Here is a 26,657-nt window from a genome sequence, read left to right as displayed (position 1 = left end):
GCGGACGGCAATAGCTCGGCACAAGAACGTTTCAAGCCGTCGAATGGCGCATGCCAATATTTGAATATTCGCACCCCTGCGGATGCGCTAGCGTTCCACGATCCGTCCTGCCGGAAGCGTCGAGCGATGACCAGATTCGAAACACGGCTGCTTTCATGCGCAGCCTTGCTGATGGCGCAGACATGCCTGCCGGCATCCGCCGCACCGGCCCCCTGGCCTTCCCGTCCGGAAGAGGCGATCTCCGCCTATGCGAAAGCCGTTGCGGACAACGACCCGGGATTGCTGGGGAAGGCGTTCCAGCCCAGCGCGATGATGTATTGCACCGCTGGAGACAAGGTCACCGCGACCTCGCAGTCGCAGTGGAAAGAAAGAATGCGCACGGCCTCCTCCCAGAAGGGCCCCGTCTCCACCACGCCGGAATGGATCGAAAGCGGAAAGCAGACCGCCATCGCGCGCGTCTCGGCGGTTCGCGGCGGAAAATCCTATGTCGACTACCTGCTGCTGGCGCGCCTGGGCCAGGCCTGGCGCATCGTCGGAAAGGTCTGCCAGGAAGGCGCCGACTCAGACACGGCCTCGACACGAGGCATCGAGGACACCATCGCGAGGAAGGTCGATGGCGACACGCGCTGGGCGGACAGCGCGCTCACCGAAACGATCGCCCCGCGCGCCCTGGTCATGTCGGTCGATGCCGGAGAACTCGTCGCCTCGACCCTGGAAGAGTGGCGCGCCCGATACGCCGAGCGGCGCGAGAAAAGCCCGCACAACCCCGTTCGAGTGCTGAGCCGGCACGTGGATACCCGCGGCAACATCGGTTCGGCCGTTTGGCGGTTTCGTTCGGGTTCTGGCGGAGTGTGGGAAGACCGCGCCCTCTTCCTGAAAACGCCCGCCGGCTGGCGGATGATGGCGCTGATCTTTACGCAGCAAGAATAGCGGGACTCTCCGCGTTTTTCGCCGTCGCCGCAAAAGAGAACGCCCCGGAGACGGGGCGTTCCCGATTGGTCGAAAGTGCGGATCAGGTGCCTGTGAGCAGGGTGAGGCCGTAGGCGCTCAGGATCGGCTTCAGCGGCTGGAAATAGCTGTTGCCGGTGCTGCCGCTGCAGTCGCCGCTGCCGCCGGACAGAACGCCCTGGGCCTGGCCCGTCGAGGTGGTGATGAAGGAGCCGCCCGAGTCGCCGCCCTCGGAGCAGGCGTTGGTCTGCGTCAGGTGCGTGATGGTTTCGCCGCTCACGTAGTTCACCGTGACGTCCTTGGCCCTGATCGTGCCGCAATGCCAGCCGCTGGTGCGGCCGGAACGGCAGATCGCGGCGCCGATGGCGGCTTCGCTGCTGCCCTTCACCGTAACGTTGCCGCTGCCGTAGCCGTAGACCGAGGGCGAAAGCGTATGCGTGCTGTCGACCTTGACCCAGGCATAGTCGGGACCCGAGCCGCCCGGCGCCGGGAAGTTGGAAGCGGCGAACGAGCCGATCTTCACGCCCACCTGCCACTGCGCGACTTCGTTGTAGGCGATCTCGCCCGCGGTTCCGCAATGTCCGGCGGTGGCGAAGCCCTTCGTGGTGCCCTTGGTGACGGGGAAGCCGACCGAACAGGCATACAGATAGCCGTCCCCCGGGTCGCGGAGGTAGCCGCGTCCGCCCTGTATCGCGATGCGCAGCTCCGGCGCCTCTTTCATGGTCTCCAAGCGCACCGTATCGGCGTCGGCGCCGCTGCGGGCGATGTAGTCGACGCCGGCCTGTTCCTGGCCCGCGCCAACATTGACCACCACGGTATTGGTGGGAACGTCCACGTACCAGCCGTACACGCCCTTGGGCGCCTTGGCGCCGCGGGCGATCCGGTCGTCCAGCTGGCCCTTCGATGCCTTCAGCGACGCCAGGCTGTGCTTCGCCTGGCGGAACTCGACGCCATCGGGCGCCGCCTGCGAGCCGAGCGAGGTGGTGGCCACCACGAGCTTGAAGCTGCCGTCGGCCTTGCGCTCGATCCAGCTGCCCGCGAAATTCCTTCCTTGCCGCTTCTCGAGCGCGCCCTGCTGTTGCTGGGCGATGCGCTCTGTCTTGAGATACTGCGATACCTGGCCCGTCGACAGGCCAAGATCGCGCTGAATCGCATTCCTCAACGCCGGATCGGCTTTGTCGCCGGCAGCCGCGGGGGATGCGGCGCCCGCGACGGCCATCGCCATCACGATCGGAGCCAGTACGGCGCGACGGGATGAGCCGTGGGACTTGAACAGGGACATATGCATTTCACGAGTCTCCTCAAGGGGAAGTGATGTCGCCAATGGGCAAGACGCGGCACGAAAGCCCGAGACCTTGCACCGAATGCTTAAACGACGCGCGACGCGGCTTCCCCCACCCTGACACGCGGGAATTATTTCAACCGACGTCTCATTCCTCGATCTTTAATTCGAGATATTCCGCGACATGCTATTTATCTTTGCATCGGCTTCGTGAAATCACGGCGCATGCACATGGAATCGCGTAACGGCCCGCATGAACGTCGCCGCGAAAGGGATCCTTTCTCGCAGCCGAACCCGGCAAGCCACCTCCGTATCCGTAAGAAGGATCGGCATTCGTCCGATGCCAGACGCTGAGGCATCGCCCATGCGTTCCGCGAATGCATCCTCCGCGCTCCGTGCCGCACTCCCCCCTCGTTCTCCCACGAAGCAATCGCCGGCCGCATTGCCTGCCTGGCAGCAGCCGCATCCCCACCCCACGGATTCACCGTGACTTGATGCAGGTCGTACCGCAATCGCGGCGACCATGCCACGATAGCATCCATGACCGACACCCCCGCCCTCGCGCTCCACCTGCGCGATCTCGCCCGCCTGCGCCGCGTGCGCGACCGGATCGACCGCGACTATGCGCAGCCGCTCGACGTCGAGGCGCTCGCCCGCGGGGCGCACATGTCCGCCGGCCACCTCAGCCGCCAGTTCAAGCTCGCTTACGGCGAGTCGCCCTATTCCTATCTGATGACGCGCCGCATAGAACGTGCGATGGCGCTGCTGCGCGGCGGGAAACTCGGCGTCACCGAGGTCTGCTTCGCGGTCGGCTGCTCGTCGCTGGGCACTTTCAGTACCCGCTTCGCCGAACTGGTGGGGATGCCGCCCAGCGCCTACCGGCGCCAGGCGCAGGCGGCCGGCATGCCGCCCTGCGTGGCCAGGCAGGTGACCAGGCCGATCAGGAATCGAGAAGCGGCGGCGGCCGGGCGGCGGCTAGCATGAACGCCCGATTCCCACCACCAGGACCGCCATGAACATCAGCATCCATGCCAGCTTCCTCCCGCACGACGACCCGGAGGCCGCCCTGCGCTTCTACCGCGACCTGCTCGGCTTCGAGGTCCGCAAGGACGTCGGATATCAGGGGATGCGCTGGATCACGGTCGGTCCTCCGGGGCAGCCGGGCACGTCCGTCGTCCTGTACCCGCCGGCCGCGACGCCGGGCATCACCGAGGACGAGCGCCGCACGATCGCCGAGATGATGGCCAAGGGGACGTATGCCTCGATCATGCTGGCGACCACCGACCTCGACGGCATCTTCGCCCGGCTCCAGGACAAGGGCGCCGAGATCATGCAGGAACCGGTCGAACAAGACTGGGGCGAACGCGACTGCGCCGTCCGTGATCCGGCCGGCAACATGGTCCGCATCCAGCAATTGCGCTGAATCCATCGGCGTTCTGCGACCGATCGAAACCCGGTGCGCCGCTCCTGCGCACCGGATCGGGACGCGATTGCGAGCGCGCAACACATCTTTCGCCGCTGCTTTCCCGTTTTCGCGTAAATGGCGCTTACCCCCGGCCCAGGATTTTCCTTGCGTGATTGAGATATGGCGCACCTCCCCGTGCGCTGTTCGCGAACCACCTTCGCACGCTCGAAGGAAGATCGACCCCAAACCGAGACCGGAGATTCACCGGGAACGTTTCGGCGATGCGTTTCCTTTGCCAACCGCCCTCAGAAACCCGGCGAGGCTCTCGGTTCTTGTCCAGCGTGTCGTTTCCGAAATATCACAGATCCGCGAATGACGGCCGCTTGCCGGAGGCCGCGGGTTTTCCGCTACGGGACTCCGCACGACCTCGCGCCTCTTGAAGTTGCCGTGGACATCAAGAGCGGATAGTCCGACTTCTCGAAGCCGCGCCGACGGCAGGCGATCGAAAACGACAGCACCGATCAAGCGGCGCTGGGCGTCGCCGGCTTTCAGGCCCGGAATGGCCTGCTTGGCGGATCGGCCTGCCTTGCACGCCTACCGCGAACAAGGAGAGCAGACCAGGCACATGGAAGATGACGAGAAGAATCCGCGCGATGCTCGCGGCCGCGCCGGCAATGCCTGCAAGACCCAATGCCGCAGCGATGATTGCCGTCTCACACACAACCGCGCAGCACGGCTACGCCATTTCATGATCGACAGACGCAAATTGCGCGATCGGCAAAGCACGCAGCACGCGAATAATCCGCGTACCGTTTTCTGCTGATGATGATTTTCGGAAAATTATTCTTCGAATGCGTGGTTATGCACGAGCCACCTCTTGATGCAAAACAGACCGTCGGGAACAATATGCTTGAGCAAGCCGTCTAGCCCCGCGCATGAGCGAAGATAGAAAACCAAAGAACAAAAAAACGAGCAGCGCGCTCGAGGCTTTTCGCAGAGCCAACTCCCCTTACAACAAACCGCCAAGAGCAACGACCCAGAGCGGGACGCGGGAGGAGAACGACGAACCCGACGAGACCGATACCACAGGCATCACGATCGGGCTATCGCCCATTCGCCCCTACGTGAACTTCGATGCCGAGTTGCTTCATTGGCTCCACTTCTACGAAGAACATCCCCTTGCGGCGGAATTGCGCAAGGAGGACTACGAACCCGCCATCAAGCTCGGGCTCGACTCCTACCTGCGTTCCGGCGGGCGCCCGCTCGAGGAAATCAGGGCAAGCGTCCGGGTACGCTACGAGCGCACGCGAAATGGCTCGGCCCTGTCATGGAAACAGGCATTCGCCATCATCCAGGACGTCTGGCGGCGCCTGGCCTGATCGCCATGGGGACCGCCACGAATGGCGGCACCCGTGCCGTCGCCCGCACGGGTGCCGCCAGGTTCCGTCAAGAGCGACCGCTCAAAGATCTCGGTTGAAATCCTCGACCTGCTTTTTCGCCTCGTCCTTGGCGATGCCATAGCGCTCCTGGATCTTGCCTGCTACGTAGTCGCTGTTGCCTTCCGCAACCTTCAGGTCGTCATCGGTGAGCTTGCCCCACTTTTCCTTGACCTTTCCGACGATCTGCTTCCATTGACCTTTGATCTTGTCTTCGTTCATAGCTTTATCCTCGTAGGATCAGAATTCTGTAGATGAAGCCGAATCGACGCATTCACAGCCAAGAGGCTGCGGCGATGCCCGATCGCCTACCGCTCTTCGTCATCGTTGCGCCGCTTCGGCGCATTCGGATCTTCGGGCGTCTCGCGGCGACCGGGCTGATCGGGGGAAGGGCGCGGTTGCGTCGGGTCCTGCGGCTGATCGCGGTCGGGGTTGCCAGGCTGCGGCGTTTGACCATGAGTCATCACGATTCTCCAAGTTGGGGGATGATGCTTCCGGAAGCACCCCAACTCTAGGAGTCCACCCCGTGCCGTCCTAGAGCGACCTGCACTAGCAGTACTGGTATTTTTGTCACGACGCTCGCCATTCGTTCAGGAGAGACCATGGGAAGAAAGATCAGCAAGCCAGAGCCTGATCGCCGGCATCTCCAACAGATCATTGCCGGACTCAGCGATGGCGTCCTGGTCATCGACCCCGGCGGATCGATCGCCTGGGCCAATGATTCCGCCCTCGCCTCGCACGGCGTCCGAAAGCGCGCCGATCTGGGGGCGACGGTGAAGGATTACCGGCGCAACTTCGTGCTCGCCTACCGCAACCACCGCAAACTGCTGGCCGGACAGTACCCGGCCGAGAAGCTTCTTTCTGGCGACCAGATCGACGACGTGATCGTGCATGTCCGCAAGAAATCGGATGCGGACTTCGAGAGGGTCCACCAGGTACGCGGCATCACGCTCGCCGACGCGGATGGCGCCACGGAATCGCTTGTGCTCGTGATCAAGGACCTGACGGACCAGTACAACGCCAACGAGCGCTTCGAGCGGGCATTCGACGCCAACCCGGCCCCCGCGCTCATCTGCGCCTTGTCGGACCTGCGCTATATCAAGGTGAATCGCGGCTTCCGGGAAATGACCGGAATCCCGGCTGATTCGATTCTCGGCCGGCATCTTTATGACCTTGACGTTCTGAACAATGCAGAGCATCGCGACGACGCGATTTCCTCGCTCAAAGAGGGAACAACCATCTTGCAGCAGGAGGCGACGGTGAAGGTGGGCTCAGGCGTTCTGAAGCACGTGATCGTCGCCGGACAGCCCATCGAAGTCGACGACCAGCCTTGCATGCTCTTCACTTTCATCGATCTGGATCAGCGCAAACGGCTTGAGAACTCCTTGCGTGAGAATGAAGAGCGCTTCTCGAAAGCGTTCCGGCTGGCACCGGTTCCCATGCTTGTTTTTTCCCACGACGACGACAGCATCCTCGAAGTGAACGATGCGTTCACCGCGATGACCGGCCTGTCCACCGACGAACTGTCGGCCGCCCCGGCCACATCGTTTGAGTCGCTTTTCGGCGCGGCGGACAGGTCCAGGATCGGCATGCTCATCGCCTCCCAAGCCGGCGCGCGAAACGTCGAGATTCGATTGCATTCCAAGCTCGGCGCGTCATTGGACTGCCTCGTTTCGATCGAGCAGATCATTATCGGCGAGAAGATCTGCTCCCTGGTGCTTCTGCAGGACGTAACGGAGCGGAAGCGAACGGAAGCTGACATCGCAGCGGCAATGGAAGCCGTGATGAAGGACGCCACCTGGTTCAGCAGGACGGTGATGGAGAAACTTGCCCAGATCAAGCAATCGAGCGAAACGCGTTCGAGCGGCGCAGGCATTTCCGAGCTTACGGCGCGCGAGCTCGAGATATTGACGCTGGTGGCGGGCGGCCATGCGGATACCGAGATCGCGACCTCGCTCGGCCTGTCGCGCAACACTATCCGTAACCACCTGTCTGCAATCTACGCGAAAATCGGCGCCCACCGCCGAAGCGCTGCGATCATATGGGCCAGGGAGCGAGGACTCGGCCTGAAGCAATGACTGCCGGCCGCTTCGGTGCACTCGCCGTGCCCCCGCACCGGCCGAAACGGCGACTCGCCGCCTGGAAGCCCGTCGTCGCGACAAAGCGGGAGCGGACATCACTGAGATTGCGGGATTTCATCGGCACCAATCCCTTGAAGACCTGCAACAACGGGAGAGCCGCCCACGCGTATCGAGCGTGCTCGATCAGTGGTTCCTGGGCGGGCTGAACATCAGCGAGTGCGAAATCTCGTCCGCCGCGGCGCGCACCGCCTTCAAAGCGGTGTCCGCGTCGACCTGCACCGGGCGGCGCTCGATGAAGGGCACCGTCAGGGTATAGGTGGCATGCCCGTGTTGGAGGATCGGCGCGGTCAGGTCCACCACGCCGACCACCGCCTCGCTGGCCTGCATCGCATAGCCCTGCTTGCGCACCTCGCGGGCGGCCTCGAGGAAGGCCGCGCGGTCGTGCGCGGCGTCGGCCTGGCCCAGCATCTTCAGCCATTGCGCCTGCACGTCCTCGTGCTGGAAGGCGAACAGCACCAGGCCCGAGGCCGAATGCGTCAGCGGCCGCCTGTGGCCGGGACGCACCACCAGGCCCAGGTCGCTGGGCACGTCGATCTGCGCGATCACCACGATCTCGGTCTCGGACGGCGCCACCAGATGGCAAGGCTGGCGGATCTCGTCGGCCAGCCGGCGCATCACCGGCAGCGATATCTCGGTGACGTTCTGCACCTGCGGCTGCTGCATGCCGAGCATGAACAGGCGGTTGGTCAGGACGTAACCGGCCTCGCCGGGCGCCTTGGTCAGGTAACCGCGCTCTTCCAGCACCTGCAGCATGCGGAAGATCTCGTTGCGCGAGCGGCCGATGCCCTCGGAGATGTCGCCCATCGACTTCGGCCCGGAGGCCCGCGCGAGCAGTTCCAGGATGTCCAGTCCCTTGTCCAACGCGGGTGCGCGGTACTTCTGCGGCGTTTTCGTCATGGGCGATCCGATCTTTTCGGGCGGCTAGCGTACGGCATCGGTCTGCCGGCGGCTTCACGGCCCGGCGAAACAAGTTCATATTTGAATGGAAATTTCATATTTGCATTTAGATCGGGCGCACAGTAAGCTCGATCCCGATCCGCTAATCGGCCGCAGACCGGCATGCCTTGGGAGGGGCAGACGGCATGCACTACAGCAGCGACGCCGTTTCGCCCGCCACCCCTTCGCTGGCGCGCACGGCCTTGGTCCCCCTGGTGCTGATCGTAAGCCTGTTCTTTCTCTGGGGCATGGCGAACAACCTCAACGACATCCTGATCAAGCAGTTCAAGAAGGCCTTCGAGCTCTCCGACTTCCAGGCCGGACTGGTGCAGAGCGCGTTCTATCTGGGGTATTTCCTGTTCGCCATCCCGGCCGGCATGTTCATGCGCCGCTACGGCTACAAGCCGGCGGTGATCCTGGGGCTGCTGCTGTACGCGGCCGGCGCCTTCCTGTTCTACCCGGCCGCCGACGTGCATACCTACGGGCTGTTCCTGCTGGCCCTGTTCGTGATCGCCAGCGGGCTGGCGTTCCTGGAAACCACCGCCAATCCGCTGGTGACCGTGCTCGGCCCCGCCGAGGGCGCCGCGCGCCGCCTCAACCTGGCCCAGGCCTTCAACCCGCTGGGCTCGATCGCCGGCATCACCATCGGCCAGCACTTCATCTTCTCCGGCGTGGAATACACCCGCGAGCAGTTGGCGGCGATGACGCCGCAGGCCCGGGAGGCGTTCTACGCGACCGAGTCCGCCGCGGTGCAGACGCCTTACCTGGTGATCGGCGGCGTGGTGCTGCTGTGGGCGCTGCTGGTCGCCCTCGTCCGCTTCCCCACCGTCTCGGTGCACGAACCCGGCGAACCCGCGTCCAGCAAGGCGCAGTTCCGCCACCTGCTGGGCAACCGCCGTTTCCTGCTGGCGGTGGTGGCGCAATTCTTCTACGTGGGCGCGCAGGTCGGCATCTGGAGCTATCTGATCCGCTACATCCAGGACGGCGTGCCTGGCACGACGGAAAAGGTGGCCGCCGGCTACCTGACCGCTTCGCTGGTGCTGTTCATGGCCGGACGCTTCATCGGCGCGGCGCTGCTGCGCTTCGTGAAGCCGGCGCGGCTGCTCGCCGCGTTCGCCGCGATCAATTTCGCGCTGTGCCTGATCGCCATCGCCGCGCCTGGCATGGTCGGCCTGTATGCGCTGGTCGCCAGCAGCCTGTTCATGTCGGTCATGTTCCCCACCATCTTCGCGCTGGGCCTGGACGGGCTCGGCGACGACGAACGCAAGCTCGGCTCCTCGCTGATCGTGATGGCGATCATCGGCGGGGCCATCCTGACCATCGCCATGGGCGGCGTGTCCGACCTGATGGGCATCCACTGGTCGATCTCGGTGCCGGCGGCCTGCTTCGCCGTCATCCTGTTCTTCGCCCTGCGCGTCGGCGCCGCGCATGCGCCGCGCCGCGAACCGAGGTAACCGCGCCATGCCGCGACTGTGCTACGCCCTGGACCTGCACGACGATCCGAAGATGATCGCCGAGTACGAACGCTGGCACCGGGCCGACAACGTCTGGCCGGAGATCGTCGAGTCGATCCTCTCGGCCGGCGTCGAGGAGCTGGAAATCTACCGCGCCGGCGACCGTCTGCTGCTGATCATGGACGTGGGCGAGGACTTCGACCCGGCGGCCAAGGCCGCGGCCGATGCCGCCAATCCGCAGGTGCGCGCCTGGGAAGACCTCATGTGGCGGTTCCAGAAGCCGCTGCCCGGCGCCGCGCCGGGGGAGAAGTGGAAACCCATGCAGCGCATCTTCTCGCTGTCGCACAGCCGCGACGTGCAGGAGGGCCTCGCCGGACGCTGAGCGCTTCCCTCGCCGTCTCCCTGGCCGCAAGCCCATGGGCGCGTCCGCGCCCGCGACTCCCGATCACTGCCTGGAGCAACGTTCATGCGCGCGATCCACGTTTGCCTGCTCACGCTTGCCATGCTCGCGGCGCCCGTCACTGGGCACGCGCAGGCCGCCGCCCCCAATTCCGCATCATCTGACTCCGCATCATCCGACGCCGGCCAGGCGCGCCTGCGTGCGCCCGCCGACGCCGCGCAATGGTTCCAGGACGCGCGTTTCGGCATGTTCATCCACTGGGGCGTGTACAGCGTGCCCGGCCGCGGCGAGTGGGTGATGAACGAGGAGAAGATCCCGATCGCGGAATACGAGAAATTCGCCGGCCGGTTCGATCCGCGGAAATTCGACGCCAAGGCCATCGTCGGCCTGGCCAAGCGCGCCGGGATGAAGTACATCACCATCACCAGCAAGCATCACGACGGCTTCGCGATGTGGCCGACCGGGCAGTCGCGCTGGAACATCGCCGACGCCACGCCGTTCAAGCGCGACCCGCTCAAGGAGCTTGCCGACGAGGCGCACCGCCAGGGCATCAAGCTGTTCTTCTACTACTCGCAGCTGGACTGGCACCACCCGGATTACGCGCCGCTCGGACGCACCGGCCACAGCGCCGGACGACCGGCGGGCGGCGACTTCAATCGCTACCTGGACTACATGGATGCGCAGCTGTCCGAGCTGCTGACCCGCTACGGCGAGATCGGCGGCATCTGGTTCGACGGCATGTGGGACAAGCCCGACGCCGACTGGCGCCTGGGCCGCACCTACGACCTGATCCATCGCCTGCAGCCCAAGGCCCTGATCGGCAGCAATCACCACAAGCACCCCTACCCCGGCGAGGACTTCCAGATGTTCGAGAAGGACCTTCCCGGGGCCAATACCGCCGGCTTCAACACCGCCGGCGTCAGCACGCTGCCGCTGGAGATGTGCGACACCATCAGCGGCGCCTGGGGCTACAACGCCAACGACAGGAACTACAAGAGCGCGAAGCAGCTGGTACAGCTGCTGGTGCGCGCGGCCGGCGCGGGATCCAACTTCCTGCTCAACATCGGCCCGACCGCGCAGGGCGAGGTGCAGCCGGAATTCGTCGAGCGCCTGACGGCGGTCGGCCGCTGGATGGACGCCAACGGGGCGACCATCCATGCCACGCGCGCCGGCCCGATCGCGCCGCGCCCTTGGGGCGTGAGCACGCAGGCCAAGGACGGCACGGTCTACCTGCACGTGCTCGACTGGCAGGACGACCACCTGCTGCTGCCCCCGCTGGAGGGCATTGCCACGGCCAGCGAGTTCGGCAGCGGCAAGGCGCTGGCGCTCAAGCGGCTGCCCGAGGGGCTGGTGGTGGAATTGCCCAAGGCCGACCCCGAGCAGTGGGACCGGATCATTGCGCTGCGGCCGAAGGCCGGCGCCTCGGACTGATCCGCGCATGCCGCCATGATTTCCGGCGCGCCGGTCCGCGCGCCGGGAAAACCTGCAGGCTATCCGGCCAGCAGATGCCTTCCCGCCTCGCGCAGGTCGGTGCAGCCGGTGAGCGTCATCGCCGCCTCCAGTTCCGCGCGCAGCGTGGCCAGCATTTCCGCCACGCCTGCCTGCCCGCCGGCCCCCAGCGCATAGGCCCAGGCCTTGCCCACCAGGCAGGCCTGCGCGCCCAGCGCCAGCATGCGCAGGATGTCCAGGCCGGAACGGATGCCGCCGTCGACCAGCACCGGGACGCGGCCGCCCACCTCCTCGAGGATCGCCGGCAGCGCCGCCGCGCTGGAGAGCACGCCGTCGAGCTGGCGGCCGCCGTGGTTGGACACCACGATGCCGTCGGCGCCCGCCTCCAGCGCCAGTCGCGCGTCCTCGCGATCGAGCAGGCCCTTGATCACGATCGGCCCGTCCCAGCGCTCGCGCAGCCAGGCGACGTCGCGCCAGGTGACGGTGGGATCCAGGTTCGACTTGATCCAGGCCGAGAACGCGCCCACGCCGCCCGCGCCGATCACCTCGGGCGGGATGTTGCCGAAGCGGTGCGGCCGGCCGCGCAATTGCACGTCCCATAGCCATGCGGGATGGGTGGCGCCCTGCCAGGCGCGCATCGCCGCGCCCTTCCACCCCGCCGGACCGGACATGCCCGAGCGCAGGTCGCGGTAGCGCGCCCCCGTCACCGGCAGATCCACGGTCAGCAGCAGCACCGGGCTTCCCGCCGCCTTCGCGCGCTGCAGCAGCGCCTGGCAGAAGCCGCGGTCGCGCACGATGTAGAGCTGGAACCATACCGGCGCGCCGCTGGCGCGCGCGACCTCCTCGACGCCGCAGATGCTCAGCGTCGACAGGCACATCGGCACGCCGGCCGCATGCGCGGCGCGCGCGGCCTGCACCTCGCCGCGGCGCGCGTACATACCGGAGAAGCCTACCGGCCCGAGCAGCAGCGGCATCGACAGGGATTGCCCGAACAGCGTGGTCGCCGTCGACAGCGAGGACACGTCGCGCATCACCCGCTGGCGCAGGGCGATCGCCTGCAGGTCGTCGATGTTCCGGCGCAGCGTAATCTCGTCGTAGGAGCCGCCGTCGATGTAATCGAACAGCAGCCGCGGCAGGCGCCGCTTGGCGGCTTCGCGCAGGTCGGACACTGGACGTCCCATGGGGATGCTCCGTTGCGGTCGTCAGGCGGAGGAAGCGCGTGCGGCGACGGCGCGCGGCGCCGCCGTCCCGCTCCACGCCGGCCCGTCCGGATACAGGTGCTCGCGCACCGAGCGCGCATGCATCTCGGCGGAAAACCCGGCCCGCTCCGGCGCCAGGTAGCGGCCGGCGCGGATGCGCACCGGGTCGACAAAATGCTCGTGCAGGTGATCGACGAATTCGATGGCGCGATCCTCCTTGCTGCCGCTGATGGCGATGAAGTCGGCCATCGCCAGGTGCTGCACCAGCTCGCACAGGCCCACGCCCCCGGCATGCGGGAACACGCGCACGCCGAACTTGGCGGCCAGCAGCAGGATCGCCAGGTTCTCGTTGACGCCGCCCACGCGCGCGGCGTCGATCTGGATCAGGTCGACGGCCTGCGCCTGCAGCAGCTGCTTGAACACCACGCGGTTCTGGGTGTGCTCGCCGGTGGACACCGGCACCGGCGCGATGGCGCGGCGGATCGCCGCGTGCGCGAGCACGTCGTCGGGGCTGGTCGGCTCCTCGATCCAGGCGATGTCGAACGGCGCCAGTTGCCGCATCCACTCGATCGCCGGCGCCACGTCCCAGCGCTGGTTGGCGTCCACCGCCATGGCGACGTCGGGGCCGATGGCCTCGCGCGCCAGGCGGCAGCGGCGGATGTCGTCCTCGAGGTTCGCGCCGACCTTGAGCTTGATGGTGCGGAAGCCCTCGGCCACCGCCTCGCGCGCCAGTCGCGCGAGCTTCTCGTCGGAATAGCCGAGCCACCCGGGCGAGGTGGTGTAGGCGGGATAGCCCTCCTCGACCAGCGCGCGCAGGCGCGCCGCCCTGCCCGGCTCGGCCGCGCGCAGCAGGGCCAGCGCCTCGTCGGGCGTGATGGCGTCGCTGAGGTAGCGGAAGTCGATCGTGGCCACCAGCTGCTCGGGCGACATGTCGGCGATGAAACGCCACAGCGGCTTGCCGGCGCGGCGCGCCGCCATGTCCCAGACGGCGTTGATCACCGCGCCGATCGCCATGTGCATGACGCCCTTCTCCGGCCCCAGCCAGCGCAGCTGCGAGTCGTCGGACAGGGTGCGGGCGAAGGCGCCGAGGTCGCCCAGCACCTCGTCCACGTCGCGGCCGACCACCAGGTGCGAGAGCGCCGAGACAGCGGCCGTCTGCACGTCGTTGCCGCGGCCGATGGTGAACACCAGGCCATAGCCCGCCAGGCCGGAGGCATCGTCCGTGCGCAGGATCAGGTACGCGGCCGAATAGTCCGGGTCCGGGTTCATCGCGTCCGATCCGTCGAGGTGGCGCGAGGTCGGGAAACGGACGTCGTAGCTTTCCAGGGCGATGATCCTGCTCATGTCTTTCCTGTTGGGGTATTCGGCGGCATGCGCTTGCGCGGCGCGTTCAAGGCGCGGGCCTGTCGCGCTCGTGCGCGACCACCCGCTGGCGCTGGCGCCCCAGCCCTTCGATCCCGAGCTCGATGACGTCGCCCGGCTTCAGGTATTGCGGCGGATCCATGCCCAGCCCCACGCCCGGCGGCGTCCCGGTGCTGATCACGTCGCCCGGCATCAGGGTCATGTAGCGGCTGATGTGGCTGACCAGGTGCGCCACCGTGTGCACCATCGTGCGCGTGTTGCCGTCCTGGTGGCGATGGCCGTTGACCTCCAGCCAGATCGACAGGGCCTGCGGATCGGGGATCTCGTCGCGCGTCACCAGCCATGGCCCGATCGGACCGAAGGTGTCGCAACTCTTGCCCTTCACCCACTGGCCGCAGTGCTCGAGCTGGAATTCGCGTTCGGACAGGTCGTTGATCACCACGTAGCCTGCCACGTGCGCCATCGCCTCGTCCTCGGCGACGTCGCGCGCGAGATCGCCGATCACCACGCCCAGCTCCACCTCCCAGTCGGTCTTGCGCGATCCGCGCGGGATCACCACCGTGTCGTCCGGGCCCATGATCGCGGTGGTGGCCTTCATGAACAGCACCGGCATGTCCGGCACCGTCATGCCGGACTCGGCGGCATGGTCGGCGTAGTTCAATCCCACGCATATGAACTTGCCGACCCGGCCGACCGCGGCGCCGTAGCGCACCTCGCCCGCCACCTTCGGCAGCGCCGCCGGATCCAGCCGCCGCAGCCGTTCCAGGCCCGCGCGGGTCAGGTGCTCGCCGGCGATGTCGTCGATCACCACGCCCAGGTCGCGCAGGGTCCCGTCCTCGTGCAGCAGGCCGGGCCGTTCGTGTCCCGGTTCGCCGTAACGCAGCAGTTTCATCGTGTCGTTGCCCGAAGTCAGATCGACCAGCCGCCGTCGATGACGTGCGTCTGGCCGGTGGTGAAGGAGGATTCGTCGGAGGCGAGATAGACCACCAGCGCCGCGATCTCGCGCGGATCGCCCAGGCGGCCCATCGGCTGGCGGTCGGTGAAGCTTTTCCACACCGTTTGCGGATCGCCGCCCAGCGCGCTCACGCGCTCGGCCAGCGACGGTGTCTTCACCGTTCCCGGGCAGATCGCGTTGCAGCGCACGCCCTTGGCGACGAAATCGGCGGCGATGGCCTTGGTCAGGCCGATCACCGCGGCCTTGGTCGCGCCGTAGACGAACCGGTTGGGCGCGCCCTTGATGCTGGAGGCGACCGAGGACATGTTGATGATGCTGCCGCCGTCCTGAGCCAGCATGCCGGGAAGCACCGCTTTGCACAGGAAGTACATGGCGTCGACGTTGATCGAGAACGAGCGCCGCCACGCGGCCGCGTCGCATTCCAGGATGGTGCCCTGGTGCACGTAGCCGGCGCAGTTGAACAGCACGTCGAAGGGCCCGTGCACGGCGACCAGGGCCTCGATCGCGGCCGGGTCGGTGACGTCGAGCGCCTCGACCTCGATGCCCGCCTGCTCCGACGCCAGCGCGCGCAGCGCCCGGGCGTCGACGTCGGTCGCGAGCACGCGCGCGCCCTCGCGCGCGCAGGCCAGGGCGCTCTCGCGGCCGATGCCCGCGCCGGCGGCGGTGATCAGGCAGTGCTTGCCTTGCAGCCGTCCCGCGCCCGCGGTGGTTGCAGCAGTTGCGCTCATGCGTTGGTTCCTTGCGTTGGTTTCGGCAGCGCGCGCTGCCACAGTCGATAACAGCGCCGCGCCGTCTGCGAGAACACCTCGTCCTCGTAGCCGCGCGCGTAGCGGCCGACGAGCGCTTTGGCCGAGGCCAGCCACACGGCGTAGTCGGCGCGCAGCGTCACCACGGGCCAGTCGCTGCCCCACATCATTCGGCAAGGGCCGAAGCTGTCGAACAGGTGCGCGGCATAGGGCTGCAGGTCCGCCAGCGTCGCGTCCTCCTGCGCCTCGGTGAGCAGGCCGGACAGCTTGCAGACGGTCCCGGCCTGCCGCGCCAGCTGCGCGATCTGTCCCGCCCACGCGCCGAACCCCGAACCGCCGATATCCGGCTTGCCGCCATGGTCGATGACCACGCGCAGCTCGGGGGACCGGCGCAGGCGCGCGAGCAGCGCCGGCAGATGCGCCGGCCTGACCAGGGCGTCGAAGCTCAGGTCGAGCGCGACCAGGGCATCGAACGCGGGATCGAGCGCAGGCCGCGCCAGCCAGTCGGCATCGGCGATGTCCTGCACCATGGGGCGGAATCCCTTCAGCAGCCCACGCCCCTGCTCGTGCAGCGCGGCGATGCGCTCGGCGGCGTCCGGCGCCTCGAAATCGGTCCAGCCCACCACGCCGGCCACGACCGGGTGCTCGCGCGCGATCTCGAACAGGAAGCGGGTCTCGGCCTCGGTGGCCGCCGCCTGCACGGCGACCGCCGACTGCACGCCGTGCGCCTTCAGCGCCGGCGCGATGTCCGCCGGCGAGAAATCGCGGTACAGCGCGGTGTTCTCCGGCGTCAGCCAGGCGTAGTCGCCGCGCGCGAGCCGCCAGAAATGCAGGTGGGCATCGACGATGCTCAAGGCGTCGGCACTCCCGGCGCCAGCAGGCCCGCCTCGCGCAGGTCGCGCCACAGCGCGGCGGGAATCGCGGTGCGCAGGCGCATGGCCGCGCTGGAGGCCTCGCGCGCCGCGCGCATGCCGGCCACCACCGTCGCCACCGCCGGGTGCGCCAGCGGAAACTGCAGCGCGGCCGCGCCGACGTCCACCCCGTGTTCGGCGCAGATCGCGTAGAAGCGTTGCGCGCGCGCCAGCGTGGGCGCGTCGACCGAGGCGTAGTCGTAGGTGGCGCCGGGCGCGCGCGCATCGCCCATCAGCCCGGAGTTGTAGGGACCGGCGACCAGCACCGACACGCCAAGGCGCTGCGCCTGCTCCATCGCGCGCAGCGACGCCTGCTGCTCCAGCAGGGTGTAGCGCCCGGCCAGCATCACGCAGTCCAGCGGGAACAGCGGCATCAGCTCGACGGCCACGTCCTCCTCGTTGACGCCGATGCCGATGGCGCGGCAGGCGCCGGCGTCCTTCAGCTCGGCCATCGCCGGCAAGGCCTCGTCCAGCGCCTGACGCAGCATGGCGGGATGACGCTCGCCATGGGTCAGCCGGCCGATGTCGTGCAGCAGCAGGATGTCCACGCGATCCATGCCGAGCCGGCGCAGGCTCGCTTCGAACGAGCGCAGCACGCCGTCGCGGCTGTAGTCGAACTCGGCGCCGCGCCCGGCGACCGCGAAACCCTCGCGCCCGGCCTCGGCGCCGGGAACATCGTGGACGCGCCGCCCCACCTTGGTGGAGATCGCCAGCGACTCGCGCGGGACATGCCGCAGCCCGGCACCCAGGCGGCGCTCGCTGAGCCCGTAGCCGTAATACGGCGCCGTGTCGAAATAGCGGACGCCGGCCTCGTAGGCCGCCAGGATCGCGGCGAGGGCCTCGTCCTCGGCCACCTCGGCATACAGATTGCCGATCGGCGCGGCTCCGAAGCCGAGCGGCGACAGGCGCAAGCCGGTCCGCCCGACCGTCCTGCCCGCTATCTCCGGCGCCGCCGCGGACGGCCTTGGTGTCGCATCTGCATTCATGGTCATTGCCTCCCGCAGCGTAAACGCAGCCGCATCGGCTTCTGGTTACGGACCGCCACGGGCTCCGCCTGCCTGTCGGCGTCGAGTCGCCGACGCGACAGCCGCCGCGCGCAGCATCCCCGCATCATGGGGCGCCATTGCGCGGACGGCGATCAAGGCCGCGCGTTTGCGCGGCAGGGCTCGGAATCGATTCCGATCGACGGCGCGGCCCAGTCGCGTCATCGGCATCGATTGATGCGCTGCTCTCACAATCGATCGATCTACGCACGGCGCCTCCCAGCGAAGTCGAGCGAGAGTCGATTCGCCTGGATCGACGAATTTTCATATACAAATATGAAAGTTATATATGAATTTGTCAAGTCGCGACGCCACGCCTCGCCGGTGATGAACCGGCGTGGCCGCGTCATTCATGCACAGGAGCCGGACGGTCCGGATGCACGACCTGTCAGGGCAACCGTGCGGACGGCAGCCGCCTCAGTGCAAGCTGCCGCGCCGCTCGCGCTTGGCCCGATACATCGCCGCGTCGGCCTGCGCCAGCAGCGCCGCCGGCTCGTCCTCGCCCGAAACGGCCACGGCGATGCCGATGCTGGCGCCGACGTAGTCGATGCCCAGCCCATCCAGCGCGTAGTGGCCGGCCGTGGCCGCCTGCAGGCGCGTCTTCAGCGATGCCGCCGCCCGCGCGGCGGTATCGCGCGGCACGCTGGAAAGCACCACGAATTCGTCGCCGCCCAGCCGCGCGGCGAAATCCGTGCCGCGCAGCGCGCCCTGCAGGCGCCCGCCCACGGCGATCAGGAAGCGGTCGCCGACATCGTGGCCATGGCGGTCGTTGATGGCCTTGAAGCCGTCCAGATCGATGAACGCCACCACCAGCGCATCGCCGCTGCGCGCATGCGCGGCCTGGCGGGTGCGCATTTCCTCCATCAGCGCGCGGCGATTGGGCAGGCGCGTGGTGGCGTCGGTGAGTGCGGTGACGGCCAGCGCGTCGTTGGCCATGCGCAGGGCCTGCACCAGGCGCTCGCGCTCGATCTGCTGGGCGATCAGCTGCGAGAACATCTGCAGGATCTGCGGCGCGCCCTCGGCCAGCGCCTTGCGCTCGCCGCTGGCCGCGCACAGCGTGCCGTACAGCTCGCCGTCGCCGGTGCGCACCGGCGTGCTGGCGTAGCTGGCGATGCCCAGCGCGCGCGCAGCCTCGGAATCGCCCCAGCGCCCGGCGACATCGTCGGTGTAGCCGCAGCCCTCCTCCAGCGCGCGCCTGCACAGCGTCCCCTCCCAGGGCACCGAGAGCCCCTCCGGGATCTGCAGCTCGCGGCTGTTGCGGGCGAACAGCACGTGCTGCACGCCGGCGCTGCTGTCGACGGTGGTCAGATAGGTCGATTCCAGTCCGGTGACGGTCTGCAGCAGTTCGAGCAGCGGACGGACCAGGCCCTCCAGCGTGCGCGCCTGCGCCACCGAATCGGCCAATTTTCCCAGCACTTCGAATGTGGTCGGCATTGGAGAAAGCATCAATGGAATCGATTCCGCGCCCCGCGAGCGCACGGCGGACCGCTCTATCCTTCCAGAATCCGCATGCGGGACACAATCCGCTCCGGCACGATGGCGCTTGCCAGCGCGCGCACATCGGAGGCGCGCTGACGGCGAATCGCGAAGCCCCCGGGGAAAGCGCGGGACGGGGATCCGCCCGCCCCACGGGACCGCGCGGCTTGCCCCGCGAGCGCAGCAGGCACCGCACAGGCAGCCGGCCGAGCGTGTCGTGCGGGCGATGGCCGCCGCTGGAGCCGGGAATCTTTCTGGTAGATTGCCCGCGACCCAGCCAAGGAACGCGCCGCGATGGCACAACTGATTCCGATCTTCGCGATTCTCGCCGGCAACCTGCCGTTGCTGCTGGTCCTGTTCACCGGCGGGGCGCTCGCGCTGATCTGGCAGGACCGGGCGCCGCGCGCGTGCCGGCTGCTGCTGATCGCCTGCGTCGCGGAAGTGCTGCTGATCGCGGTCCAGGCGATCGTGCACGGCGGCCTGCTGCCGCGCCTGGTCAACGAAGGCGGCCTGTCCTCCTCGCAGATCAGCATCTACTACTCGGTCGTGGGCCTCAGCTTCAACATCGTCGATGCCGGCCTGTTCGCCCTGGTGATCTGGGCCGTGTTCGCCGGGCGCGGGGAGCGGACCGAGGATGCGCGGCCCGCGCCGCATGGCACGGCCGGCTGAGTCCGCCGGCGAAATTCGCCCCCGGACGGCAGCCGCCTGGCCTACTCCCCCGCCATCGCCTCGAGCAGGCTGCCCTGCTCATCGTCGGCGGTCAGCTCCCAGGTGAACACGCCCAGCAGGTCGCGCTCCCTCGCGAACCTGGCGCGGATCGCGATCGACTTCGGGTCCTCGTAGCTGACGAAGGCGCGCTCCTTGGGATGGAACAGCCACGGGGTCTGCGCCACCGGGTCCCAATGCTGCCGCCACTGCGGGTCTCCGAGCAGCTTGCGCTTGATGTCGCGGTAGTCGCCGGCCGGGAAAGTGCCGCTGTAGGGCTGGTACAGCCCGTCGCCGGCGTCGGAAGTCACGCGATAGCCTCGGCCGTAGAACGGCACGCCGAGCACCAGCTTGCTCGCCGGGACGCCCTGCTGCAGGTAGTAATCCACGGCGCCCTCGACATTGTTCCAGCGCCGCAGTTCCGGGGCGAGCGGATCGCTCTCGACCGCGCGCAGCGGCGCGTTGAAGCTGGCCACGGGGGAGAACGTCGTTCCCATGTCGTAGGTCATCAGGTTGATGAAGTCGAGCAGCTTGCCCAGCGCATCCAGCTCGAAACTGCGCGCCGGATCGTAGGCGCCGGCCGACTGCATGCGCCCCGCCGGCAGCGCGGCGGTGACCAGGTAGGTCTGCTTGCGCTCCCGCCCGAGCGCGTCGAGCGCACGGCGGAACTCGCGCACCAGCGCCGTCATGTTGCTCCGGTCCTGCGGGCGCGCGGGCAATTCCGGCGGCCCGCCGTAGACCGGATATTCCCAGTCGATGTCGATGCCGTCGAAACTGCCGCGGTGCCGCTGGAAGAACAGCGCCAGGCACGAGGCCACCAGGCGCTTGCGGCTCTTGGCGGTGAGCGCCGCGTCCGAAAACCCGCCCGCGCTCCAGCCGCCGATCGAGATCAGCGTGCGCAGGCGCGGATGTTCGCGCTTGAGCTTGGCCAGCGCCGCGAAATGCGCGTCCGCGGCCTCGCCGGCCACGCAGCGGCCGTCGCGGATCTGCGCGAAGGCGTAGAACAGGTGCGTGACCTTGTCGGCGGGAATTCGCTCGACCGGGTAGCGGTCCACCGAACCGCCCGGGTAGTAGGCGCCCACCACCCGCGCCGGCTCGGCGGCCTGCGCGGGACCGAACACGCTCGATGCGGGGCCGAAGACGGCGGCCGTGGCCGCGACCAGAAGAAACGCCCCAAACCCTCGCAACATCGTGCGCCTCGCGAATGGAAGACATCGGCCGTCGCGAGCGTGTCGCCGACGTCCGTCGCGCAAGCCTAATGCGGGGGTCGCCGGATGTACAGGAACGCGGTACGGGAACCGCGTCCGCCTCCTGCGCACGCGCCATCGGTCACGACCGGACGCAACGGCGCAGGCGGCATCCTTAGTTCGGGGTGCGGAATCGACCGCCTGCCGATCGTGCGGTCACGGCACTTCGCAAGTCCAGATCGAGTCCGCCAGCCAGAGATTGGCCCGCGTCACGTGGCTGTAGACCTCCTCCACGGGCGTTCCGCCTTGCGCCGAACACTGGCTTGCCGCATCGGCGCGCGCGTTCGCCAGCGCGATGCCCGGGTCGTAGCTCTGGCCGTGGCCGCTGACGTGGACGATGGCCGCCATGGCGGCGCCGGGCAGCAGCAGCGCCAGGACGGCGGCGGCGATGGACGTCTTCATTCGCGTTCTCCCGATGTCGATTCGACCGGCGCATTCGAACATGGGCCGGGAAGACGACCGTGAAAAAGGAGTAAGGCGATCGTGAATCCGAATGCCGCCGCGGCCGCCACGCCGCGGACATTCTCGTACACTGCACGCCCCAGTCCCCGACCGCCTCCATGCCCAAGCCCAACTATTCGTTCGAAAAACGCCAGCGCGAACTCGCCAAGAAGAAGAAACAGGACGAGAAGGACGCGAAGAAGCGCGCCGAGCGCGAAGCGGCGAAAGCGGCCGCCAGGCCGGAACCCGATACGGCCAAATGACCAAAACGGCACCATGACCGAAACGGTACGATGACCGAACCGGCACGCAACCCGCAGATCTGGGTGGATGCCGACGCCTGCCCCGCGGTGATCCGCGACATCCTGTTCCGCGCCGCCGAACGGACGCAGGTCGCCGTGACCCTGGTGGCCAACCAGTGGCTGCGCACGTCGGCCTTGCCCAATGTGCGCGCCCTGCAGGTGCAAGGCGGCTTCGATGCCGCCGACGACGCCATCGTCGAACGGGTCCGGCCCGGCGACCTGGTGGTCACCCAGGACATCCCGCTGGCCGCGCGCGCGCTCGAACGCGGCGCGCAGGCCGTCAACCCGCGCGGCGAGCGCTACAGCGCCGACAGCATCGCCGAACGCCTGTCGATGCGGAACTTCATGGAGGAACTGCGCGGCGCCGGCGTGCAGACCGGCGGCCCCGCGGTCTTCCACGCCCGCGACCGCCAGGCCTTCGCCAATCAGCTGGACCGCTGGCTGGCGACGCGCGGATCGGCCCCACTGCCCCGCAAGTCCGATTGATCTCGCATGCCCATGACCGGGAATACGGATCTCTCAGGGAAAGTAGGCACGAATCCGTGACATCGTAGAAAGCTTATAGGGCCATGTTCCGCTATCGGTGGAAAATTTGCACTGAAAGTACTGACCGCTGAAGGCCAACTCGTTTGGAGACGACATGGGATTCGGATTGGCGTAAGTCAGAGTACCCGATACTGGGAGATGGCAGGAATTTCCCATGGCCGATAAATAGGTCGTGATCGTCAGATTCACATTGATTCCAGCCGCCACCGGCGGCGAAATGCTCCATGGCGTCGATGCGTCTATGTTGACGCAAGCCATCGTTCCGGAAAAATCGGCCCCGATGACGGTGGCCACACCGTTCGAAATCTGCACCACGAAATCCGCATTGCACGGAATCTGGATATTGGACACCACGAGAACGGTAGGACCGGAAAGCAGGAACGTTCCGTTTCTGACCCAGGCACCACCGTTCCACATTTCATAGCCTGATGCCGACGCCTCGAAAACCGCCAATGTCATGACCATCGCCGCCAGAGCCCGCTTCGCCTTGCGCATGACGTTTTCCCCCTGTTGTCCTGTCGTTGAAAAACTCCGCCGGTCCCTACCGACGCGCCCCCTATAAGTCAGGACGCCGCAGACGCCCATTCCCGTATCGGCGATCATGCTGCGATGCAACGCAGTCGAATCGGAAAGCGGGCAGATCCTCCACGCCCGTTATCGCATGACTTCCTGCACTCGTTGGCCATTGGCCCGCCCCGGCCGAATATCAATGAAGACTGTCAGGAACCCGAACCATGCGCCCCTTTCGTTTCGCTCAGCTTCTATTCCCGGTCCTGATGACCGCCGTTAGCGCGGCCGACGCCGCGGAACCGGCCCGGGTCGCCGCATCGGACCTGCACCTGGATCGCCTGCGCCCCGCGAACTTCACCTATCTGGTGTACATGCACGGCGCGCCGGACACCGGCATCAAGCGCACCATGCTGGCCAGCACACGGGTCGAACGCGAGCGCGTCGACGGCACCGATGCCTGGGTGATCGAGCAGGACTGGGAGGACGAGACCGGCCAGGTCCATACCGCCCGCACCGTCCACGCCGCGCGCGACGCGGCGGTACTGTCGCAGACCTCGGCCTGGAACCGCCCGACCGGGCGCTACAGCTCGACGGTCGCGCCCGCGCAAGGCCGCGGCAGCATCGAGGGCGACCTGCCCGACGAGGCGCGCCGGAACATGCAAGCCGGCTTCGCGGCGATGAAGGACGGCTGGTGGCTCAACTGGCACTCCGACCTCGTCCTGCTGCCGCTGCTCCCCTATGAAAAGGGCGGCACGCTGCGCATCCGCCTGTTCGACGTCGGCATGGACGCGCCGATGGATGTCGATTACACGGTGGTCGGCGAGCGCACGCTGCGCGGCGGCGACGGCACGGCATACGACTGCTGGCTGGTGGAAACCGAGAGCGGCAAGCCCGGGCACGGCAACTACCAGCGCTTCTGGATCGACAAGGCCCGCCGCGTGGTGGTGAAGGAAGAGGACGTCTTCAACGGCAGCTATCGCTCGAAGGTGCTGCTGAGCGTGCCCGCCGTCGTGGAATTCCCGCTCGCGCCATCGCAGCAGACCGGCGCGCCGGCCGGACAATAACCGCTGCCAGCAGTTGGGCGACGACTCCCGCCTACATTTCCGGAGTGCTGTCCTCGATCACTTTCATTGCCTCGTCGGCGTCGTGCCTGGACCGTCGGATTTCGGCGGAGGTCGGTTCGCGCCGGAGCGGATCCTGCGACGTCGGCGCGACGGCCGGTTCGGCATCGACCGGCGGCAGGGCGGCGGTCGCCGGGGCGATCGGCTTGGCCGGTCCCGTCTGTTGCACGGGGATGGCTATCTCGGCTGGCGCGCGGGATGCCGTCACGCCGAAAAAGACCCTGGCGGCAAGGTAGATCACGAACACCATCAGCAGAAACGTCAGGGACAGGATGATCACCTTGGCCCCGATCCCGAATGCGACGACGCGGCCGACGCCTGCCCGCTTGCCGGGGCCAGAGCGGGGGCCAGAGCCGGGGCCGTATCGGATGCGATCCTCGACGGCAGACAACAAGCGGTCGCCGGCCATCGCCGCCACGGTATGCATTCGCCCCGCTACCGGCCCGCCTTCATCGCCCCCTCGCGAGAACGCGGCCGTGTCCTGTTCTTCCGGCAGCGGCCCCAGCATGCCCCGCAAATCGTCGCCATCCACCAGCTGCACATGCCCCCCGCGTGCCGCCGCCTCGACGGCGGCGCGGGTGAACTCGCCCGCCGTCACCAGAATCGCGCCCGTGGCGCTTTCGTTGACCATCAGCCCGATCAACTGGTGCACCTCGTTGTGGGGCACCTGATAGGCGTTCCACCCCTTGCACTGGACCAGGATGTATTCCTCGTCCTTGCGCAGTTTCAGGTCGATGCCGCCATCGAACCGCCGCCCCGTGCCGCCGGTGCCGACATGCTCCACGCGATAGCCCTGCGCCGTGTAGTAGTCGGCCAACAGCGCCTCGAGGCGATCCCAGCGCACGCGCGTCAGCGCATCGTTCCGCCGATTCCTGACCTGCTTCAGGCCATGCTTGTCCATGTCAGCCCCCAAGGCGCCAGTCGCGGCGCACCGACCGGACTACTGTGCACCCGCTCGCCCGAAAATGAAATGCGGCGAAGCCGGCTTGTTCCGCACCCACAGCGTGAATGCGGGCATGCCCTTTTCGGAATCACCGCTCCCGCGTGAAGTAGTTCGTCCGCATCACCGGCTGGCCGTCGCCGCCGAAATACGTGGCCGTCTCCACCATGGTCTTGCCGTCGCGCGCGACCGCGTAGATGCGCGTGGAGGCGGGCTGGCCGCCCTTGCCGAGCGTCATCACCAGCACGTCGGGCGTGGGCATGCGCACCGCGGCGAGATCCGCCTCCGCGCTGCCCTTCACCGGCGTGGCCGGGCCGTCCAGCGGCGCCGTCCCCGTGGCGTGGCTTTCCTCGCCGTCGGCGTAGACGATGTCCACCTGCGTCGACCACTGCCCCTTGCCCGCATCGGCGAAGCGGATCTTGACGCTCTTCGGCCGCGCCTGCGGCGGCATCGGCAGGCGCGCGAGGTCGACGGCCCAGGTGCCGGCTAGCGGCGAGGCATCGCCCGCCGCAGCCATCGCGGGCGCGCCGCAAACCGATGCGGCGACCAAGAGCATTCCAAGCAGCTTTTTCATCGTTCCTCCGGATGTATCGATACGGGCCCGCGCAGCCATCGCGGCATGCGCGGATCGCTTCCCTACTCTTCCATGGGCTCGGGGGCGCACATCGCGTTGCTGTACTTTCCCGAGCGATCGAAGCAGCACACGCGGCGCTTGCCCGACGCCAGCATGTCGCAGGCGCCGGCGACGCGGCGCTCGCGCGTTTCCGCCTTCTTCGCGGATGTGACCCACTGGATCCAGTCCCTGCGCGCGACCGTGGTGATCTCGCGCCAGAGCGCCTGCGCCGCGGGCTCGGCGGCCAGGGCCTTCTTCAGGTCGTCGGGCAGCGGAATTTCCGCCTCCTGATCCGCGGGCGCGATCTCCAGCCTGACCGTTTCCCCGACTTCGACCCCGGCCGCCTCGCGCAGCGCCTTTTCGATCTTGAGCCAGTGGCTGCCCTGGCCGTCCGGCGCGAGCGTGGCCTGGAAGGGATGGCCGTTGAGGCTGCCGTCCACTGTCGCCATGTTGCGCGTCGGCAGCTTGGCGCTGGCGCTTTCGGGCAGCACCAGGAAGCTCCAGGAGGCCGTCTTCGGGCTCGATGGCCGCAGCAGTTTCGTCGAGAACCTGATTTTCGCGGGAGCCTTGGACATGGCGGCACGGTAGCAAATACCGACGGCCCGCGGTACGGGCCGCGCGGCGATCTTCAGATCAGGCCATGGCGCTCGAGGATGGCCTCCTCGTCCGTCGAGACGTAGGCGAAGATGCGCGGCTTGCCGCCCGCCAGCGTCAGGAAATAGGTGTGCTCGAACACGATGCGCACCAGGCGGCCGTCGCTGCTGCGCCGAGTCCGCGAATCCCACGTCACCTGCGCCATCGCGTGCCGTCCGTCACGCAATGGCGTCACCTCCAGCCGCGCCACGTCCATCGACTGCACGCCGATCCTGCGATAGCGCGCGTAGCCGCGCCTGGCCATGAAGCGGAACACCAGCCCGTTCCTGCCGCCCTGCACGCCCGCGGGACTCGACGCCACGAAATAATCGGCGAATGCCGCCGAGACCGCCTTGTCCACCCCCGGCTTGTCGGCGAGCGCACGGGCATAGGTCGCCGCGTAGCGCTTGAAGAAGGCCCGTACCCTGGCTCGAACGGTGGCTGGCTTCATGGCAT

Annotated in this window: 31 protein-coding genes; 13 read left to right on the top strand and 18 right to left on the bottom strand. The window is 67.6% G+C overall.

Annotation, left to right across the window (positions count from 1 at the left end; genetic code table 11):
- The first annotated feature begins 126 nt into the window (after window positions 1–126).
- Window positions 127–930 (top strand): nuclear transport factor 2 family protein, encoded by an 804-nt coding sequence (locus MD221_RS01210; protein ID WP_242107197.1) that lies wholly within the window; start codon window positions 127–129, stop codon window positions 928–930.
- Window positions 931–1,012: 82 nt separating this feature from the next.
- On the opposite strand, the gene MD221_RS01205 is transcribed toward MD221_RS01210, so the two are convergent.
- On the bottom strand, window positions 1,013–2,110 hold the full coding sequence (locus MD221_RS01205) for a S1 family peptidase (RefSeq protein ID WP_242107195.1): 1,098 nt from the start codon (window positions 2,108–2,110) through the stop codon (window positions 1,013–1,015).
- 660 nt (window positions 2,111–2,770) lie between these two features.
- Here MD221_RS01205 and MD221_RS01200 point away from each other — a divergent pair.
- Window positions 2,771–3,214 carry a helix-turn-helix transcriptional regulator gene (locus tag MD221_RS01200; RefSeq protein WP_242107193.1) on the top strand — a complete coding sequence of 148 codons (444 nt, stop codon included), beginning with the start codon at window positions 2,771–2,773 and terminating at the stop codon, window positions 3,212–3,214.
- 28 nt (window positions 3,215–3,242) lie between these two features.
- A complete protein-coding gene (locus MD221_RS01195) occupies window positions 3,243–3,653 on the top strand; it encodes a VOC family protein (protein ID WP_242107191.1) in 411 nt (136 codons plus the stop codon).
- Between the two features lie 436 nt (window positions 3,654–4,089).
- On the opposite strand, the gene MD221_RS17590 is transcribed toward MD221_RS01195, so the two are convergent.
- A complete protein-coding gene (locus tag MD221_RS17590) occupies window positions 4,090–4,356 on the bottom strand; it encodes a DUF1328 family protein (protein WP_425602181.1) in 267 nt (88 codons plus the stop codon).
- On the opposite strand from MD221_RS17590, the gene MD221_RS17585 reads away from it, so the two are divergent.
- Together MD221_RS17585 and MD221_RS01185 are read left to right on the top strand one after the other, a co-directional pair.
- Window positions 4,261–4,458 carry a hypothetical protein gene (locus MD221_RS17585; RefSeq protein WP_425602219.1) on the top strand — a complete coding sequence of 66 codons (198 nt, stop codon included), beginning with the start codon at window positions 4,261–4,263 and terminating at the stop codon, window positions 4,456–4,458. The genes MD221_RS17590 and MD221_RS17585 overlap by 96 nt on opposite strands.
- A gap of 112 nt (window positions 4,459–4,570) precedes the next feature.
- Window positions 4,571–5,014: a hypothetical protein gene (locus tag MD221_RS01185; protein ID WP_242107189.1), complete on the top strand. Its 444-nt coding sequence runs from the start codon at window positions 4,571–4,573 to the stop codon at window positions 5,012–5,014.
- Window positions 5,015–5,095: 81 nt separating this feature from the next.
- Here MD221_RS01185 and MD221_RS01180 read toward each other — a convergent pair whose 3' ends face one another.
- Window positions 5,096–5,293, bottom strand: a complete 198-nt coding sequence (locus MD221_RS01180) for a CsbD family protein (RefSeq protein ID WP_242107187.1) — start codon at window positions 5,291–5,293, stop codon at window positions 5,096–5,098.
- A gap of 380 nt (window positions 5,294–5,673) precedes the next feature.
- On the opposite strand from MD221_RS01180, the gene MD221_RS01175 reads away from it, so the two are divergent.
- On the top strand, window positions 5,674–7,149 hold the full coding sequence (locus MD221_RS01175; RefSeq protein WP_242107185.1) for a helix-turn-helix transcriptional regulator: 1,476 nt from the start codon (window positions 5,674–5,676) through the stop codon (window positions 7,147–7,149).
- A 186-nt stretch (window positions 7,150–7,335) separates the two neighbouring features.
- On the opposite strand, the gene MD221_RS01170 is transcribed toward MD221_RS01175, so the two are convergent.
- Complete coding sequence (locus tag MD221_RS01170) at window positions 7,336–8,109, bottom strand: IclR family transcriptional regulator (RefSeq protein ID WP_242107183.1); 774 nt, start codon at window positions 8,107–8,109, stop codon at window positions 7,336–7,338.
- Between the two features lie 185 nt (window positions 8,110–8,294).
- Here MD221_RS01170 and fucP point away from each other — a divergent pair, with 185 nt between their 5' ends.
- From fucP to MD221_RS01155, 3 genes are all read left to right on the top strand, one after another.
- A complete protein-coding gene (fucP, locus tag MD221_RS01165; RefSeq protein WP_242107182.1) occupies window positions 8,295–9,602 on the top strand; it encodes an L-fucose:H+ symporter permease in 1,308 nt (435 codons plus the stop codon).
- Between the two features lie 7 nt (window positions 9,603–9,609).
- Window positions 9,610–9,984, top strand: a complete 375-nt coding sequence (locus tag MD221_RS01160; protein ID WP_242107180.1) for an L-rhamnose mutarotase — start codon at window positions 9,610–9,612, stop codon at window positions 9,982–9,984.
- 84 nt (window positions 9,985–10,068) lie between these two features.
- On the top strand, window positions 10,069–11,433 hold the full coding sequence (locus MD221_RS01155) for an alpha-L-fucosidase (protein WP_242107178.1): 1,365 nt from the start codon (window positions 10,069–10,071) through the stop codon (window positions 11,431–11,433).
- A 59-nt stretch (window positions 11,434–11,492) separates the two neighbouring features.
- On the opposite strand, the gene MD221_RS01150 is transcribed toward MD221_RS01155, so the two are convergent.
- From MD221_RS01150 to MD221_RS01120, 7 genes are all read right to left on the bottom strand, one after another.
- Window positions 11,493–12,632 (bottom strand): L-lactate dehydrogenase, encoded by a 1,140-nt coding sequence (locus tag MD221_RS01150; RefSeq protein ID WP_242107176.1) that lies wholly within the window; start codon window positions 12,630–12,632, stop codon window positions 11,493–11,495.
- Between the two features lie 21 nt (window positions 12,633–12,653).
- The gene (locus tag MD221_RS01145; RefSeq protein WP_242107174.1) at window positions 12,654–13,994 is read right to left on the bottom strand and encodes an L-fuconate dehydratase; all 1,341 of its coding nucleotides are present in this window, start codon (window positions 13,992–13,994) and stop codon (window positions 12,654–12,656) included.
- Between the two features lie 46 nt (window positions 13,995–14,040).
- Window positions 14,041–14,904: a fumarylacetoacetate hydrolase family protein gene (locus MD221_RS01140; protein ID WP_242107172.1), complete on the bottom strand. Its 864-nt coding sequence runs from the start codon at window positions 14,902–14,904 to the stop codon at window positions 14,041–14,043.
- Between the two features lie 17 nt (window positions 14,905–14,921).
- Window positions 14,922–15,695, bottom strand: a complete 774-nt coding sequence (locus MD221_RS01135) for an SDR family oxidoreductase (RefSeq protein WP_242107170.1) — start codon at window positions 15,693–15,695, stop codon at window positions 14,922–14,924.
- Entirely contained in the window at window positions 15,692–16,567 is an 876-nt protein-coding gene (locus tag MD221_RS01130; RefSeq protein ID WP_242107168.1) for an amidohydrolase family protein, read from the bottom strand. Before MD221_RS01130 ends, MD221_RS01135 begins: the two co-directional genes overlap by 4 nt.
- Window positions 16,564–17,610: an aldo/keto reductase gene (locus MD221_RS01125; protein ID WP_242107166.1), complete on the bottom strand. Its 1,047-nt coding sequence runs from the start codon at window positions 17,608–17,610 to the stop codon at window positions 16,564–16,566. The genes MD221_RS01130 and MD221_RS01125 overlap by 4 nt, the downstream gene beginning before the upstream one ends.
- A 474-nt stretch (window positions 17,611–18,084) precedes the next feature.
- Complete coding sequence (locus tag MD221_RS01120; RefSeq protein ID WP_242107164.1) at window positions 18,085–19,101, bottom strand: GGDEF domain-containing protein; 1,017 nt, start codon at window positions 19,099–19,101, stop codon at window positions 18,085–18,087.
- A gap of 336 nt (window positions 19,102–19,437) precedes the next feature.
- Between MD221_RS01120 and MD221_RS01115 the strand changes: the two genes are divergently transcribed.
- On the top strand, window positions 19,438–19,812 hold the full coding sequence (locus MD221_RS01115) for a hypothetical protein (RefSeq protein WP_242107163.1): 375 nt from the start codon (window positions 19,438–19,440) through the stop codon (window positions 19,810–19,812).
- Between the two features lie 41 nt (window positions 19,813–19,853).
- Here MD221_RS01115 and MD221_RS01110 read toward each other — a convergent pair whose 3' ends face one another.
- Window positions 19,854–21,038, bottom strand: a complete 1,185-nt coding sequence (locus MD221_RS01110; RefSeq protein WP_242107162.1) for a glycoside hydrolase family 18 protein — start codon at window positions 21,036–21,038, stop codon at window positions 19,854–19,856.
- A 213-nt stretch (window positions 21,039–21,251) separates the two neighbouring features.
- Window positions 21,252–21,497: a hypothetical protein gene (locus MD221_RS01105; protein WP_242107161.1), complete on the bottom strand. Its 246-nt coding sequence runs from the start codon at window positions 21,495–21,497 to the stop codon at window positions 21,252–21,254.
- Between the two features lie 158 nt (window positions 21,498–21,655).
- Here MD221_RS01105 and MD221_RS01100 point away from each other — a divergent pair, with 158 nt between their 5' ends.
- Window positions 21,656–21,799 (top strand): hypothetical protein, encoded by a 144-nt coding sequence (locus tag MD221_RS01100; RefSeq protein WP_242107160.1) that lies wholly within the window; start codon window positions 21,656–21,658, stop codon window positions 21,797–21,799.
- 30 nt (window positions 21,800–21,829) lie between these two features.
- The gene (locus tag MD221_RS01095) at window positions 21,830–22,324 is read left to right on the top strand and encodes a YaiI/YqxD family protein (protein WP_242107159.1); all 495 of its coding nucleotides are present in this window, start codon (window positions 21,830–21,832) and stop codon (window positions 22,322–22,324) included.
- A 33-nt stretch (window positions 22,325–22,357) separates the two neighbouring features.
- On the opposite strand, the gene MD221_RS01090 is transcribed toward MD221_RS01095, so the two are convergent.
- The gene (locus MD221_RS01090; RefSeq protein WP_242107158.1) at window positions 22,358–22,987 is read right to left on the bottom strand and encodes a hypothetical protein; all 630 of its coding nucleotides are present in this window, start codon (window positions 22,985–22,987) and stop codon (window positions 22,358–22,360) included.
- 173 nt (window positions 22,988–23,160) lie between these two features.
- Here MD221_RS01090 and MD221_RS01085 point away from each other — a divergent pair, with 173 nt between their 5' ends.
- Window positions 23,161–23,958, top strand: a complete 798-nt coding sequence (locus MD221_RS01085) for a DUF3108 domain-containing protein (RefSeq protein ID WP_242107157.1) — start codon at window positions 23,161–23,163, stop codon at window positions 23,956–23,958.
- A 31-nt stretch (window positions 23,959–23,989) separates the two neighbouring features.
- Here the strand turns inward: MD221_RS01085 and MD221_RS01080 are convergent, their stop codons facing one another.
- From MD221_RS01080 to MD221_RS01065, 4 genes are all read right to left on the bottom strand, one after another.
- A complete protein-coding gene (locus tag MD221_RS01080; RefSeq protein WP_242107155.1) occupies window positions 23,990–24,916 on the bottom strand; it encodes a restriction endonuclease in 927 nt (308 codons plus the stop codon).
- Window positions 24,917–25,046: 130 nt separating this feature from the next.
- A complete protein-coding gene (locus tag MD221_RS01075) occupies window positions 25,047–25,529 on the bottom strand; it encodes a hypothetical protein (RefSeq protein ID WP_242107153.1) in 483 nt (160 codons plus the stop codon).
- Between the two features lie 62 nt (window positions 25,530–25,591).
- Window positions 25,592–26,143 (bottom strand): YdeI/OmpD-associated family protein, encoded by a 552-nt coding sequence (locus MD221_RS01070; protein WP_242107151.1) that lies wholly within the window; start codon window positions 26,141–26,143, stop codon window positions 25,592–25,594.
- A 53-nt stretch (window positions 26,144–26,196) separates the two neighbouring features.
- Complete coding sequence (locus MD221_RS01065; protein WP_242107149.1) at window positions 26,197–26,652, bottom strand: hypothetical protein; 456 nt, start codon at window positions 26,650–26,652, stop codon at window positions 26,197–26,199.
- Between the last annotated feature and the right edge of the window lie 5 nt (window positions 26,653–26,657).

The organism is Luteimonas aquatica, from assembly GCF_022662575.1.
GTDB lineage: Bacteria > Pseudomonadota > Gammaproteobacteria > Xanthomonadales > Xanthomonadaceae > Luteimonas > Luteimonas aquatica.
Note: the sequence above shows the minus strand (reverse complement) of the source record. Positions and strands in the feature narration are given on the sequence as shown.

Excerpts from the sequence above, each read along its gene's own strand:
- MD221_RS01180 (WP_242107187.1), bottom strand. The coding sequence starts at position 5,293 with ATGAACGAAGACAAGATCAAAGGTCAATGGAAGCAGATCGTCGGAAAG.
- MD221_RS01115 (WP_242107163.1), top strand. The coding sequence starts at position 19,438 with ATGGCACAACTGATTCCGATCTTCGCGATTCTCGCCGGCAACCTGCCG.
- MD221_RS01150 (WP_242107176.1), bottom strand. The coding sequence starts at position 12,632 with ATGGGACGTCCAGTGTCCGACCTGCGCGAAGCCGCCAAGCGGCGCCTG.
- MD221_RS01070 (WP_242107151.1), bottom strand. The coding sequence starts at position 26,143 with ATGTCCAAGGCTCCCGCGAAAATCAGGTTCTCGACGAAACTGCTGCGG.
- MD221_RS01140 (WP_242107172.1), bottom strand. The coding sequence starts at position 14,904 with ATGAAACTGCTGCGTTACGGCGAACCGGGACACGAACGGCCCGGCCTG.
- fucP (WP_242107182.1), top strand. The coding sequence starts at position 8,295 with ATGCACTACAGCAGCGACGCCGTTTCGCCCGCCACCCCTTCGCTGGCG.
- MD221_RS17585 (WP_425602219.1), top strand. The coding sequence starts at position 4,261 with ATGGAAGATGACGAGAAGAATCCGCGCGATGCTCGCGGCCGCGCCGGC.
- MD221_RS01075 (WP_242107153.1), bottom strand. The coding sequence starts at position 25,529 with ATGAAAAAGCTGCTTGGAATGCTCTTGGTCGCCGCATCGGTTTGCGGC.
- MD221_RS01065 (WP_242107149.1), bottom strand. The coding sequence starts at position 26,652 with ATGAAGCCAGCCACCGTTCGAGCCAGGGTACGGGCCTTCTTCAAGCGC.
- MD221_RS01095 (WP_242107159.1), top strand. The coding sequence starts at position 21,830 with ATGACCGAACCGGCACGCAACCCGCAGATCTGGGTGGATGCCGACGCC.
- MD221_RS01210 (WP_242107197.1), top strand. The coding sequence starts at position 127 with ATGACCAGATTCGAAACACGGCTGCTTTCATGCGCAGCCTTGCTGATG.
- MD221_RS01175 (WP_242107185.1), top strand. The coding sequence starts at position 5,674 with ATGGGAAGAAAGATCAGCAAGCCAGAGCCTGATCGCCGGCATCTCCAA.
- MD221_RS01185 (WP_242107189.1), top strand. The coding sequence starts at position 4,571 with ATGAGCGAAGATAGAAAACCAAAGAACAAAAAAACGAGCAGCGCGCTC.
- MD221_RS01080 (WP_242107155.1), bottom strand. The coding sequence starts at position 24,916 with ATGGACAAGCATGGCCTGAAGCAGGTCAGGAATCGGCGGAACGATGCG.
- MD221_RS01135 (WP_242107170.1), bottom strand. The coding sequence starts at position 15,695 with ATGAGCGCAACTGCTGCAACCACCGCGGGCGCGGGACGGCTGCAAGGC.
- MD221_RS01155 (WP_242107178.1), top strand. The coding sequence starts at position 10,069 with ATGCGCGCGATCCACGTTTGCCTGCTCACGCTTGCCATGCTCGCGGCG.
- MD221_RS01145 (WP_242107174.1), bottom strand. The coding sequence starts at position 13,994 with ATGAGCAGGATCATCGCCCTGGAAAGCTACGACGTCCGTTTCCCGACC.
- MD221_RS01110 (WP_242107162.1), bottom strand. The coding sequence starts at position 21,038 with ATGTTGCGAGGGTTTGGGGCGTTTCTTCTGGTCGCGGCCACGGCCGCC.
- MD221_RS01090 (WP_242107158.1), bottom strand. The coding sequence starts at position 22,987 with ATGATCGCCGATACGGGAATGGGCGTCTGCGGCGTCCTGACTTATAGG.
- MD221_RS01200 (WP_242107193.1), top strand. The coding sequence starts at position 2,771 with ATGACCGACACCCCCGCCCTCGCGCTCCACCTGCGCGATCTCGCCCGC.
- MD221_RS01105 (WP_242107161.1), bottom strand. The coding sequence starts at position 21,497 with ATGAAGACGTCCATCGCCGCCGCCGTCCTGGCGCTGCTGCTGCCCGGC.
- MD221_RS01085 (WP_242107157.1), top strand. The coding sequence starts at position 23,161 with ATGACCGCCGTTAGCGCGGCCGACGCCGCGGAACCGGCCCGGGTCGCC.
- MD221_RS01195 (WP_242107191.1), top strand. The coding sequence starts at position 3,243 with ATGAACATCAGCATCCATGCCAGCTTCCTCCCGCACGACGACCCGGAG.
- MD221_RS01125 (WP_242107166.1), bottom strand. The coding sequence starts at position 17,610 with ATGAATGCAGATGCGACACCAAGGCCGTCCGCGGCGGCGCCGGAGATA.
- MD221_RS01170 (WP_242107183.1), bottom strand. The coding sequence starts at position 8,109 with ATGACGAAAACGCCGCAGAAGTACCGCGCACCCGCGTTGGACAAGGGA.
- MD221_RS01120 (WP_242107164.1), bottom strand. The coding sequence starts at position 19,101 with ATGCCGACCACATTCGAAGTGCTGGGAAAATTGGCCGATTCGGTGGCG.
- MD221_RS01160 (WP_242107180.1), top strand. The coding sequence starts at position 9,610 with ATGCCGCGACTGTGCTACGCCCTGGACCTGCACGACGATCCGAAGATG.
- MD221_RS01100 (WP_242107160.1), top strand. The coding sequence starts at position 21,656 with ATGCCCAAGCCCAACTATTCGTTCGAAAAACGCCAGCGCGAACTCGCC.